Origin of the sequence: Pseudorhodoferax sp. Leaf274, from assembly GCF_001422445.1 — a bacterium.
Lineage (GTDB): Bacteria > Pseudomonadota > Gammaproteobacteria > Burkholderiales > Burkholderiaceae_C > Pseudorhodoferax.
The window spans coordinates 18,039-31,399 of sequence record NZ_LMNA01000014.1 but is presented as its reverse complement, the minus strand read 5'-3'; the positions used below and the strand labels follow the sequence as shown (position 1 = coordinate 31,399).

At 70.1% G+C, this 13,361-nt stretch carries 4 protein-coding genes and 1 pseudogene; all 5 read right to left on the bottom strand.

The window, feature by feature from the left end:
- Positions 1-102: 102 nt before the first annotated feature.
- Positions 103-345, bottom strand: a complete 243-nt coding sequence (locus ASF44_RS16755; protein ID WP_056900376.1) for a formate dehydrogenase subunit delta — start codon at positions 343-345, stop codon at positions 103-105.
- Positions 346-445: 100 nt separating this feature from the next.
- Positions 446-3,316 (bottom strand): formate dehydrogenase subunit alpha, encoded by a 2,871-nt coding sequence (fdhF, locus tag ASF44_RS16750; protein ID WP_056900375.1) that lies wholly within the window; start codon positions 3,314-3,316, stop codon positions 446-448.
- A gap of 10 nt (positions 3,317-3,326) precedes the next feature.
- A pseudogene (locus tag ASF44_RS16745) lies at positions 3,327-5,299 on the bottom strand (formate dehydrogenase subunit gamma); the annotation flags it as partial.
- A gap of 259 nt (positions 5,300-5,558) precedes the next feature.
- A complete protein-coding gene (locus ASF44_RS16735; RefSeq protein ID WP_156374534.1) occupies positions 5,559-7,385 on the bottom strand; it encodes a choice-of-anchor I family protein in 1,827 nt (608 codons plus the stop codon).
- 135 nt (positions 7,386-7,520) lie between these two features.
- Positions 7,521-13,235 carry an excinuclease ABC subunit UvrA gene (uvrA, locus tag ASF44_RS16730; RefSeq protein ID WP_056900372.1) on the bottom strand — a complete coding sequence of 1,905 codons (5,715 nt, stop codon included), beginning with the start codon at positions 13,233-13,235 and terminating at the stop codon, positions 7,521-7,523.
- Positions 13,236-13,361 lie beyond the last annotated feature (126 nt).

Genomic DNA, 13,361 nt, shown 5'->3' with positions numbered 1-13,361 from the left:
CTGTTCCGTCACTGGCATCTTGGCATTCACTCCTTCGGGGGCGCCGAGTGTACCGAGCAGGGCCGCGGCAGCGCGGACAGGGCCTGGCGCAGCGCCAGCCCCTCACCCACCCTGCGTGGCCCGGCCGATAACGTCCCGGCGCTGCTCCAGCGCAGCGCGCACGATCTCCTGCAGCGCGCCGGCCTCGCCCGCGTCCACGGCGGCCAGCAACTGCCGCCGCATGCGGGGCTCCCAGAACTTCTCGATGTGCTCGGCAATGCCCGCCAGCGCGTCGTCGCGCTCGGGCATGGCGTCGAAGAAGTCGCCGATGCGGTTGGCCATGCGGACCAGGTTGGCGGTGTCCATCAGGCGGGGCTCCAGTCCATGCATTCAAGGGTGGGTGTCGGCGTTGCGCCCGTCGCCGCGCGGGCATCCCGGACCGGCCGCACCGACGGCATCGGCCGCATCACTTGCCGACCACGGCCGCGGGCTCGCCAGCGGCCTTCAGCAGGCCGAGCTGCTCGCGGTTGAACTTCTCGTAGCCGCGCTGCCAGGCCGAGGGCTGGGCCACCGGCATCACCTGCACGGCCGTCACCTTGTACTCGGGGCAGTTCGTCGCCCAGTCCGAGCTGTCGGTGGTGATCACGTTGGCGCCAGACTCGGGAAAGTGGAAGGTGGTGTAGACCACGCCCGGCTGGATGCGCTCGGTCACCGTGGCGCGCAGCACGGTCTCGCCGGCGCGGCTGGCGATCCCGACCCAGTCGCCCTCGCGGATGCCGCGGTCCTCGGCATCCTGCGGGTGGATCTCCAGCCGGTCCTCGTCGTGCCACTGGTTGTTGGGCGTGCGCCGCGTCTGCGCGCCCACGTTGTACTGCGACAGGATGCGGCCCGTGGTCAGGATGAGCGGGAAACGCGGGGTGACCTTCTCGTCCGTCGCCACGTACTTGGTGATGATGAAGCGGCCCTTGCCGCGCACGAACCCGCCGATGTGCATGGTGGCGGTGCCGGCCTCGTCGGTGCCGGCATGGCAGGGCCACTGCAGGCTGGTGTGCTTGTCGATCTGCTCGTAGCTCACGCCGGCGAAGCTGGGTGTCAGCGCGGCGATCTCGGCCATGATCTCCTGCGGGTGGCCGTAGTGCATGGGGTAGCCCAGCGCGTTCGACAGCAGCTGCGTCACCTCCCAATCCGCATACCCCGCCAGCGGCGGCATGACCTGGCGCACGCGCGAGATGCGGCGCTCGGCATTCGTGAAGGTGCCGTCCTTCTCCAGGAACGAGGCGCCGGGCAGGAACACGTGGGCGTACTTGGCGGTCTCGTTCAGGAAGATGTCCTGCACCACCAGGCATTCCATGGCCATCAGTGCATCGGCCACGTGCTGCGTGTTGGGGTCGGACTGCACGATGTCCTCGCCCTCGCAGTACAGGCCCTTGAAGCTGCCGGCGTGCGCCGCGTCGAACATGTTGGGAATGCGCAGGCCCGGCTCGGGGTTCAGGTCCACGCCCCAGGCGGCCTCGAACTGGCCGCGCACCGTGCTGTCGGAGATGTGGCGGTAGCCCGGTAGCTCGTGCGGGAACGAGCCCATGTCGCAGCTGCCCTGCACGTTGTTCTGGCCGCGCAGCGGGTTCACGCCCACGCCCTCGCGGCCCACGTTGCCGGTGGCCATGGCCAGGTTGGCGATGCCCATGACCATGGTCGAGCCCTGTGCATGCTCGGTCACGCCCAGGCCGTAGTAGATGGCTGCGTTCTTGCCTTTGCTGGCGTAGAGACGCGCCGCGCCACGCACCTGCTCCGCCGGCACGCCGGTGATGGCGGCGGTGGCCTCGGGCGAGTTCTCGGCGCGCGCCACGAATTCCTTCCACTGGCCGAAGGACTTGGCGTCGCAGCGCGCGGCTATGTAGCCCTCGGCCAGCAGGCCCTCCGTCACGACCACATGCGCCAGCGCCGTGATCAGCGCGACATTGGTGCCGGGCCGCAACTGCAGGTGGTAGGCGGCCCGGATGTGCGGCGACTTCACGATGTCGATCTGGCGCGGGTCCACCACGATCAGCTGCGCCCCCTGGCGCAGCCGTTTCTTCATGCGCGAGGCGAACACCGGGTGCGCGGCGGCAGGGTTGGCGCCGATGACCATGATCACGTCGCTCTGCTCGACAGACTTGAAGGTCTGCGTGCCGGCCGAGGTGCCGAAGGTCTGGCCCAGACCGTAGCCGGTGGGCGAATGGCACACGCGCGCGCAGGTGTCCACGTTGTTGTTGCCGAAGGCCGTGCGCACGAGCTTCTGCACGAGGTAGGCCTCTTCGTTGGTGCAGCGCGACGAGGTGATGCCGCCGACCGCGTCGCGCCCGTGCTGCGCCTGGATGCGGCGGAACTCGGACGCCACGTGGCCGATGGCTTCTTCCCAACTGACCTCGCGCCAGGGGTCGGTGATCCTGGCGCGGACCATCGGCTTGGTGATGCGGTCCTTGTGCGTGGCATAGCCCCAGGCGAAGCGGCCCTTCACGCAGGAATGGCCCTCGTTGGCCTTGCCGTCCTTCCACGGCACCATGCGCACGACTTCGTTGCCCTTCATCTCGGCCTTGAAACCGCAGCCCACGCCGCAGTAGGCGCAGGTGGTGATGGCGCTGTGCTCGGCCTGGCCGAGTTCGATGACCGTCTTCTCCTGCAGCGTGGCCGTGGGGCAGGCCTGCACGCAGGCGCCGCAGCTGACGCAGTCGCTCTGCATGAAGGGTTCGTCCTGCCCGGCGCTGACACGGCTCTCGAAGCCGCGGCCCGAGATCGTCAGCGCGAAGGTGCCCTGCGTTTCCTCGCAGGCGCGCACGCAGCGGTTGCAGACGATGCACTTGGACGGGTCGTAGGTGAAGTACGGGTTGGACTCGTCCTTCTTGTCTTTCAGGTGGTTCGCGCCATCGAAGCCGTAGCGCACGTTGCGCAAGCCGGTCACGCCGGCCATGTCCTGCAGCTCGCAGTCGCCGTTGGCGCTGCAGGTCAGGCAATCGAGCGGATGGTCGGAGATGTAGAGCTCCATCACGCCCTTGCGCAGCTGCTGCAGCCTGGGGCTTTGCGTGCGCACCTGCATGCCGGCCTCTGCGGGCGTGGTGCACGAGGCAGGGTAGCCCTTGCGGCCCTCGACCTCGACCAGGCACAGCCGGCAGGAGCCGAAGGGCTCCAGGCTGTCGGTGGCGCAGAGCTTGGGCACACGGACACCGGCGTCCATCGCGGCGCGCATCAGCGAGGTGCCCTTGGGCACGGTGACCTGGGCGCCGTCGATGGTCAGCGTGACCTCCTCCAACGAGACGCGCGCCGGGGTGCCGTGGTCGGTTTCTCTGAGATGGTCGAGCATGGGGATCTCCTCAGGCGGCGCGCGCAGCAGGCGCGGCGAGGCCGAAATCTTGCGGGTAGTGGTCCAGCGCCGACAGCACCGGATAGGGCGTCATGCCGCCCATGGCGCACAGCGAGCCGTGCAGCATGGTGTCGCACAGGTCGCGCAACAAAGTGACTTGCTGCGGCCGGTTCTGCGTGTCCGCAACCACGATGCGGTCGATCACCTCCACGCCGCGCGTGGAGCCGATACGGCAGGGCGTGCACTTGCCGCAGGATTCGATGGCGCAGAACGCCATGGCGTAGCGCGCGAGCTTCGCCATGTCGGCCGTGTCGTCGTGCACCACGATGCCGCCGTGGCCCACCACCGCGCCCACGGCCGCGTAGGCCTCGTAGTCCAGCGGCACATCCCAGTGCTCGGGCGCCACATAGGCGCCCAGCGGTCCGCCGACCTGGATGGCCTTGACCGGCCGGCCGCTGGCCGTGCCTCCCCCGAAGCCCTCGACCAGTTCGCGCAGCGTGACACCGAAGGCCTTCTCGACCAGGCCGCCATGCTTGATGTTGCCCGCCAGCTGGATCGGCAGCGTGCCGCGCGAGCGGCCCATGCCGAAATCGCGGTAGAACGCGGCGCCCTTGGCCAGGATCAAGGGCACCGAGGCCAGCGTGATCACGTTGTGGATCAGCGTCGGCTGGCCGAACAAGCCCTGCAGCGCCGGCAGCGGCGGCTTGGCGCGCACGATGCCGCGCTTGCCCTCCAGGCTCTCCAGCATGGCGGTTTCCTCGCCGCAGACGTAGGCGCCGGCGGCCTTGCGCACCTCCAGGTCGAAGGCACGGCCCGTGCCCAGGATGTCGCGGCCCAGCCAGCCGGCCGCGCGCGCCCGGTCGATGGCCCGGCGCAGCGTGGCGATGGCATGCGGATACTCGGAGCGCACGTAGACGTAGCCCTGCGTGGCGCCCGTGGCGATGCCGGCGATGGCCATGCCCTCGACCAGCATGAAGGGGTCGCCCTCCATGACCATGCGGTCGGAGAAGGTGCCCGAGTCGCCTTCGTCGGCGTTGCAGCAGACGTATTTCTGCGCTGCCTGCGCGCCGGCCACCGTCTTCCACTTGATGCCGGCAGGAAACGCCGCGCCGCCGCGCCCGCGCAGGCCGGAGTCCAGCACCTGCTGCACGATGGCGGCACCGTCCAGCGCCAGCGCGTGGCGCAGGCCGGCCAGGCCGCCGTGGGCCTCGTAGTCGCGCAGCGACAGCGGGTCGGTCACGCCCATGCGCGCGAAAGTCTGGCGCTCCTGTCGCAGCAGCCAATCCATCTGCTCGGTCAGGCCATGGCACAGCGCGTGCGTTGCGCCCTGCAGCAGGCCGGCGTCGAGCAGGCCCTCGACATCGGACGGGTCGACCGGCCCGTAGGCCACGCGGCCCTGGGGCGTGACGACCTCGACCAGCGGCTCCAGCCAGAACAACCCGCGCGAGCCGTTGCGCACGATCTCGACGGCCTGGCCGCGCGCCTGGGCGCCGCGCTGCACGGCCTGCGCCACCGCCTCCGCGCCAACGGCCTGGGCCGCGCTGTCGCTGGGGATGTAGACGCGCACCGTCATGCGCCCACCTCGTGCAGCAAGGCGTCGAGGCGCGGTGCCGACATGCGCGCGCGCGGCGCTTCGTCCAGCGCCACGGCCGGCGACATCGCGCACAGGCCCAGGCAGTAGACGGGCTCCAGCGTGACCGCGCCGTCGGCACGGGTGCCGCCCTCGGGCATGCCCAGGCGGCTGCAGGCATGCGCCCACAGCGCATCGGCGCCCATGGCCTGGCAGGATTCCGCACGGCAGACCTGCAGCACATGGCGGCCGGGCGGCGTGCGGCGGAAGTGGTGGTAGTACGTGATCACGCCGTGCACCTCGGCGCGCGAGAGGTTCAGGCCCTCGGCGATGGCCGGCACGGCGGCGTCCGGCACGTGTTCCAGCGCTTCCTGCACCGCATGCAGCAGCGGCAGCAGCGCGCCGGGTTGCTGCGCATGCGCCGCCACCAGCCGGTGGACGGTCGCCATCGTCGTCTCGTCTGTCATCGGGGTCTCTTGTTCGAATCGCCCGCGCAGTGTGATCAGCCCCCATGCGGCGGTCAAATTCATTCAGCACATGGGCCGATTCGCCGGCCGAATGGGGCGGCGGGCCGCCCGTCGCGCACACGGCCCCCTGCAGCGCGGCCATGGCGCCGGCCGTGCGGCGCCACCGCCGGTGGACGTACCGGGTGCCGGCACGCCCTGGCGTTCGTCAGTAGGTCGCGTTGACCTGGTAGACGGCCGTGGTGCCGCTGACCTCGTTGCCCACGATCAACAGCGGCTTGCCGTTGGGCGACTGCCTGGCCGGCACGAAGGTCAGGCCCTCGGGGCCCAGGTCGCCGGCCTGCTTGAGCGTGGCAGCGCTGTCGCCGGGCGAAGCCACCGTGAAGTCTCGGCTGTTGATGTAGGTGACATAGACCGGTGCCGTCGGGGTGGTCACGTCGTAGACCATCACGCCGCCGATGCGCTCCAGGCCGATGAACACGAAGGTCTTGTCGCCCATGCGGCCGATGGCCAGGCCTTCGGGCTCGGGGCCCTTGTTGTCGCTGCGGTTGTCGAACGCGGTCTCGGCGTGGTCGGAGTTGAAGTACGCGGGCAGCAGCTCGGCGATCTTCTTCTCGAACTGGTCGCCCGAATCCCAGATGAGCGTGCCGTTCTCGTCGCGGATCGAGAACGAGCGGCCGCCGTAGGCGTACAGCGCGTCGTAGACCAGCACGTCGCGGCCGTTCAGGCGGCGCAGCTTGGGCGTGCCGTCGGCGTTCTGCTGGTAGCCCAGCGTCCAGGTGACGTTGAGGCGGCCCAGCAGGTTGTCCTCGCGGCAGCTGCCGGCCGATGCGGTGCCGGCCGAGAGGTTCCAGGTCGCACCGCAGTAGCCGAACATGTCGGGGTTGAGCACGGCACCGGCCGCCAGCGCACGCAGCTGCGGCGGCAGATCTTCGCCGGCACGGCGGTCGAAGCCGCTGTTGTGCACCAGGTGCTTGACGCGGAACTCCTCGACGAAGCCTTTGCTCGCGTCGCCGGCCCAGTAGGCGGCGTTGCCCTCGCCCCAGGCGCGGGCATCGCCTTCGTTGGCGGTGACGAGGTAGGTCTTGCCGCCCGAGGCATAGGACGCGATGGCATCGGGCATGTACAGGCCGCGCAGGCCGGCCCAGGTGCGGATCTCGGCCTTGCCATCGGTGTCGGTCACGTCCAGGCCGTTGCCGGCCACGCCGTGGTCCTTGAAGCCCAGCGGCAGGATGGCCGTGACCTTGGCGGTGGCGATGTCGATCTTGGCCAGTGCGTTGTTCTCCTGCAGCGTGGCCCAGGCGGTACGGCCGTCTTCAGAGACGGTGATGTACTCGGGCTCGATGTCCTGCGCGGCGTTGGCATTGGGGCCGAAGATGCGCACACCCTGGGCGCGCAAGGCCTGCTCCTGGCCGATGTAGGCCTTGAAGTCAGCCGTGCGCACGGTCGGCGCAGCCGGATTGCTCACGTCGATGACGCTGACCGAACCTTCGGGATCGACCTGGTAGTCGTCGCTGGGCTCGCCCTCGTTGGCCACCAGCAGGGTCTTGCCGTCGGGCGTGAAGGTCAGCATGTCGGGCAGTGCACCCACGTCGGCCTGGCCCAGCAGCACGAGGTCGGACGCGCGGTACAGCGCCACGAAGCCGGTGTCGGTCTTCACGGCGGCCTGCGCCGCCACGGCCACGATGCCGTTCTTGACGGCCACGCTGTTGACCTCGGCGCCGGCGCGCAGCGTGCGCGTGTCGATCACGCCGATGTGGCGCGGGTTGGCCGGGTCGCTGAGGTCGATCACGTCGAGCGCGCCCTTCTGCGCGTTGACGACGAAGGCACGGCGGCTGGCCGCGTCGTAGGCCGGGATCTCGGCGGCGCTCTGCTCGAAGATGCCGGTCTCGTGCCGGCCCAGCAGGCTCAGCGCGATGGTCTGGGGCGTGGCTTCTTCATCGTCGCCGCCGCCGCAGGCGGCCAGGGTGATGACGGTGGCGCAGGCGGCGGCCAGCGCGGTCCAGCGGGCCGGACGGAACGAAAACAGAGACATGGCGTGGGGGCGCACGAAGGCGCGCGGAGTTCGAAAAGATGACGCCGCGGACACACAACGGTCACGCGGCGGTCATCGATCCTGGCTGCGCAATATGACGACGGCGTGAAACACCGCCCCGCCGTCAGGCCATGGTCAGGCGCGCGCCAGCACCGGCGCCAGCGCCACACCGGTGGCCGTGCCCAGGCGCACCAGCTCTTCCGGCGGCGCCGCGCCGACGATGCGGCCGCCACCGTCGCCGCCTTCGGGGCCCAGGTCCAGCACCCAGTCGGCCTCGGCGATCAGGTCGAGGTCGTGCTCGATCACCACCACGCTGTGGCCGCCGTCCACCAGCCGGTGCAGCACGCGGATCAGCTTCTCCACGTCGGCCATGTGCAGGCCCACAGTGGGCTCGTCCAGCACATACAGCGTGTGCGGCGCCTTCTGGCCGCGGCGGCCCACGTCGTCGCGCACCTTGCTGAGCTCGGTGACCAGCTTGATGCGCTGCGCCTCGCCGCCCGACAGCGTGGGCGATGGCTGGCCCAGCGTCAGGTAGCCCAGGCCCACGTCCTTCAGCAGCTGCAGCGGGTGCGCGATGTTGGGCATGCTGCCGAAGAACTCGACGGCCTCGTCCACCTCCATCTGCAGCACCTCGCCGATGCTCTTGCCGCGCCAGCTGACGGCCAGCGTCTCGGGGTTGAAGCGCGCGCCGTGGCAGCTCTCGCACGGCACCTTCACGTCGGGCAGGAAGCTCATCGCGATGGTGCGGATACCCTGGCCTTCGCAGGTCGGGCAGCGGCCCTCGCCGGTGTTGAACGAGAAGCGGCCGGGGCCGTAGCCGCGCGCCTTGGCCTCCAGCGTCTCGGCAAAGAGCTTGCGGATGGTGTCCCAGAAGCCGATGTAGGTGGCCGGGCAGCTGCGCGGCGTCTTGCCGATGGGCGTCTGGTCCACCTCGAGCACGCGGTCGATCTGCTCGTAGCCGCGCACCTCGTCGCAGCCGGTCCAGTTCGGGCCATGCAGCGTCAGCGCCGCCAGGCCGGCCTGCGTGGACTTCTGCGCCACCACGGTCTGCACGTTGGACAGCAGCACGTCGCGCGCCAGCGTGGACTTGCCCGAGCCGCTGACGCCGGTCACGACGACCAGGCGCTTGAGCGGCAGGTCGGCATCGACGGACTGCAGGTTGTGCTCGCGCGCGCCGCGCACGGAGAGCCAGGACGTGCCCGGTTCGGTGTCGCGGCGGGCCTTGAGCGGATGGCGCATGGCGTGCAGCAGGTAGCGGCCGGTGACCGAGTCTTCCGCCCGCGACAGGTCGTCGGCCGTTCCCTGCGCCACCAGCCGGCCACCACGCTTGCCAGCGCCCGGGCCGATGTCGATCAGGTGGTCGGCGCGGCGGATGGTGTCCTCGTCGTGCTCGACGACGACCAGCGTGTTGCCCTTGTCGCCGAGCTTGTGCAGCGCGTTGAGCAGGATGTGGTTGTCGCGCGCGTGCAGGCCGATGGTGGGCTCGTCCAGGATGTAGCAGACACCCTGCAGGTTGCTGCCCAGTTGCGCGGCCAGGCGGATGCGCTGGGCTTCGCCGCCGGACAGCGTGGGCGCCCCGCGGTCCAGCGTCAGGTAGCCCAGGCCCACCTCTTCGAGGAACTCGAGCCGGCCCGCGATCTCGGGCAGCAGGTCGCGCGCGATGTCGGCCTCGCGGGCCGACAGGCGACCGCCCGCCAGCAGGCCCTGCACCCAGGCGCGCACCTGCATGACCGACATGCGCGCGATGTCCGTGATCGAACGGCCGTCGAAGCGCACGGCGCGCGCCGTGGCATTGAGCCGTGTGCCGGCGCACGCCGGGCAGGCGTGCTCGCCCACGTCCTCGGCCTCGGGTTCGGCGAAGGTCTGTTCGCGGCCCTTGTTGTCGTCGTCACGCACGGAGTCGTCGTAGACGGCGCGCTGCTCCCGGGTCAGCTTGACGCCCGTGCCCACGCAGTCGGGACACCAGCCGTGCTTGCTGTTGTAGGAGAACAGGCGCGGGTCGAGCTCGGCGTACGAGGTGGCGCAGACCGGGCAGGCGCGCTTGGCCGAGAACACCAGCAGCTGGCCGATGTGCGCCGTGGGCTGCGCATCGGCCAGCGCAGCGCGCAGGCCGTCGAGCTGGCTCAGCACGTGGACGACGCCCTTGCCGTGCTCGAGCGCCTGGGCGAGTGCCTCGCGCAAGCGGGCCTCGTTGGCCGGTGTCACGTCCAGGCTGGCCACGGGCAGCTCGATCGTGTGCTCCTTGAAGCGGTCGATGCGCGGGAAGCCCGTGGTCGGCAGGAAGTTGCCGTCCACGCGCAGGTGCGTGTAGCCGCGCGGCCGCGCCCAGTCGGCCAGCTCGGTGTAGACGCCCTTGCGGTTCATCACCAGCGGCGCCAGCAGGCCGATGTGCTGGCCGCGGAACTGGCGCAACAGCTGGGCGGCGATGCTGTCGGGTGTCTGCGGCTGCACCGGCGCGTCGTCCTTGACGCAGTGCTGCACGCCGAGCTTGACGTACAGCAGGCGCAGGAAGTGCCAGACCTCGGTGGTCGTGCCCACGGTGGACTTGCGGCCGCCGCGCGACAGGCGCTGCTCGATGGCCACGGTCGGCGGGATGCCGTAGACCGCGTCGACCTCGGGCCGGCCCGCGGGCTGCACGATGCTGCGCGCGTAGGCGTTCAGCGATTCCAGGTAGCGGCGCTGGCCTTCGTTGAACAGGATGTCGAAGGCCAGCGTGGATTTGCCGGAACCGCTGACGCCCGTGACCACGTTGAAGCTGCCGCGCGGAATGTTCACCGACAGCGACTTCAGGTTGTGCTCCTTGGCGTTCACGATCTCGATGGCCGCGGGTGCGGCCACCACGTAGCGTGTCGCCGGCTCCTGCACGGCCAGCGACTGGCCAGGCTGCATGGCGGTCTCGTAGTCGCGCAGCGCGGCACCGGTGTGCGACGACGGGTGTTCGCGCACCTGCTCGGGCGTGCCGGTGGCCACCACCAGGCCGCCGCCGTCGCCACCCTCGGGCCCCATGTCGATGAGCCAGTCGCTCGCGCGGATCACGTCGAGGTTGTGCTCGATCACGACCAGGGAGTGCCCGGCGTCGAGCAGCTTGCGCAGCGCGCGCATGAGCTTGGCGATGTCGTCGAAGTGCAGGCCGGTGGTGGGCTCGTCGAACAGGAACAGCGTGCCCTTGCGCGCCAGGCTCTGGCGCGACGGCGCCGCGCTCTTGGCCGCTTCGGCCAGGAAGCCCGCGAGCTTGAGCCGCTGCGACTCGCCGCCCGACAGCGTGGGCACGGGCTGGCCGAGCTTCACGTATTCGAGGCCCACGTCGACGATGGGCTGCAGCGCACGCACGACTTCGCGGTCGTTCTCGAACACCAGCACGGCCTCGGAGACGGTCAGATCGAGCACGTCGGCCACGCTGAGCGGGCGGCGCCTGGCCGTCGCGGCGTCGCGGCGCTCGATGTGCACTTCCAGGATCTCCGGACGGTAGCGCTTGCCGTCGCAGTCCGGGCAGCGCAGGTAGACGTCCGACAGGAACTGCATCTCCACGTGCTCGAAGCCGGAACCGCCGCAGGTGGGGCAGCGCCCGTCGCCGCTGTTGAAGCTGAACTTCGACGCCGTGTAGCCGCGCTGGCGCGCCAGCGGCGCGTCGGCGAACAGCGCGCGGATCGCGTCCCACGCGCCCACGTAGCTGGCGGGGTTGGAGCGCGCGGTCTTGCCGATGGGCGACTGGTCCACGTAGACCACGTCGGCCAGGTGGTCGGCGCCGAGCAGGCGGTCGTGCAGGCCAGGCGAATCGGTGGCGCGGCCGAAGTGGCGCAGCAACGCAGGCGCCAGCACGTCCTGGATCAGCGTGGACTTGCCCGAGCCGCTGACGCCGGTCACGCAGACCAGGCGCTGCAGCGGGATGTCGACCGTCACGTCGCGCAGGTTGTGCTCGCGCGCGCCCTCGAGGACCAGGCGCGGCGTGTTGTCGCCGACGGCGCGGCGCTGGCCGATGCCGATCTGCTTGCGTCCGCCCAGGTACTGGCCCGTCAGTGTGTCGGCGTGGCGCAGCTGCGCCGTGCTGCCGTCGAACACGATCTGGCCGCCGCGCTCGCCCGGGCCGGGGCCCATGTCGATCATGCGGTCCGCCGCGAACATCACGGCCGGATCGTGCTCGACGACGACCAGCGTATTGCCCGCATCGCGCAGGCGCTGCATGGCCTCGATGATGCGGTGCATGTCGCGCGGATGCAGTCCGATGCTGGGCTCGTCCAGCACGAACAGGGTGTTGACGAGCGAGGTGCCCAGCGCCGTTGTCAGGTTGATGCGCTGCACCTCGCCGCCCGACAGCGTGCGGCTCTGGCGGTCCAGCGTGAGGTAGCCGATGCCGACATCGCACAGGTAGCGCAGCCGCGTGGTGATCTCCTCGAACAGCAGGCGCAGCGCCTGCGCCTCGCCCTGGCCGGCGGTGGCGGTGCTGGACGACAGCCGGTCGAAGAAGCGGCGCAGCCGCTCGATTGGCAGCAGCATGAGGTCGTGCAGCGTCAGGCCCGGCAGGGCTTCGAGTTGCGGGCGCGACCACTGGACGCCGTGCGGCAGGAAGCGCTTGGCCGGTTCGAGCACGGCGTCCGCATCGTCCTTGCTGCCCAGGCGCCAGAGCAGGCTTTCGGTCTTCAGCCGGGCGCCGCCGCAGGTCTCGCACGGCGTGTAGCTGCGGTACTTGGACAGCAAGACGCGGATGTGCATCTTGTAGGCCTTGCTCTCCAGGTACTCGAAGAAGCGCTTGACGCCGAACCAGTGCTGGTTCCACTTGCCGTTCCAGTTGGGCGATCCGTGGATCACCCAGTGCTTCTGCTCGGGCGTGAGCTGCTTGTAGGGGGTGTCGCGCGGAATGCCTGCGGCCTCGGCGTGGCGCATCAGGTCGTCCTGGGCCTCCTGCCAGGCCGGCGTCTGCATCGGTTTGACGGCGCCGGCACGCAGGGTCATCTTGTCGTTCGGGATGACCAGGTCGTAATCCACGCCGATCACCCGGCCGAAGCCGCGGCAGGTCTCGCAGGCGCCGACCGGCGAGTTGAACGAGAACATCGACGGGATCGGATCAGCATAGCGCAGGTCGCTGTCGGGGCAATGCAGTCCCGTGGAAAAGCGCCAGACCTGCGGCTCGCCCTCGGGTTCCGCTGCGAGTGCATAGACGTTGAGCCGGCCGGCGCCACGCTTGAGCGCGGTCTCGATCGCCTCGATGGTGCGCACGCGCTCGGCGCCCGACAGGCGCAGGCGGTCGGCCACCACGTCCAGCAGCTTGCGCGGCCCGGCCGGCGTGGCCACCTCGCGCTCGGCCTGGATGCGCGTGAAGCCGCTGGCCGACAACCATTCGGCCACCTGCTCGGCCGAGGTGCCCGCGGGCAGTTCGACCGGAAAGGTCAGCACCAGCCGCGGATCTCCGTGCGCCGCGGCGCGGCGCTCGAGTTCGGCCAGGATGCTGTCCGGCGAGTCGTGCCGCACGGGCTGCGCCGTGACCTTGTCGAACAACTGGCCGGCGCGTGCGAACAGCAGCTTCAGGTGGTCGTTGAGCTCCGTCATCGTGCCGACCGTGGACCGCGATGAACGTACCGGGTTCGTCTGGTCGATCGCGATGGCCGGCGGCACGCCCTCCACCCGGTCCACCGCGGGCTTGTCCATGCGGTCCAGGAACTGGCGCGCGTAGGCCGAGAAGGTCTCGACGTAGCGCCGCTGCCCCTCGGCGTAGAGCGTGTCGAACACCAGGCTGGACTTGCCGGATCCGCTGGGCCCCGTGACCACCGTCAGCTCGCCCGTCCGGATGTCGAGGTCCAGGTTCTTGAGGTTGTGTTGGCGCGCGCCGCGGATGGCGATCGTTCCTTGGGGCATAGAGGAGGCGGTTTGACGGGGCAAAGCGGGGGATTTTAGGGAGGCCGCCCATGCCCGCGATGCGCATCCAGAAGAGCACGTGAGAGCCCAAGGCCGCTTGCGCACCAAAATTTCAACTCATCAACT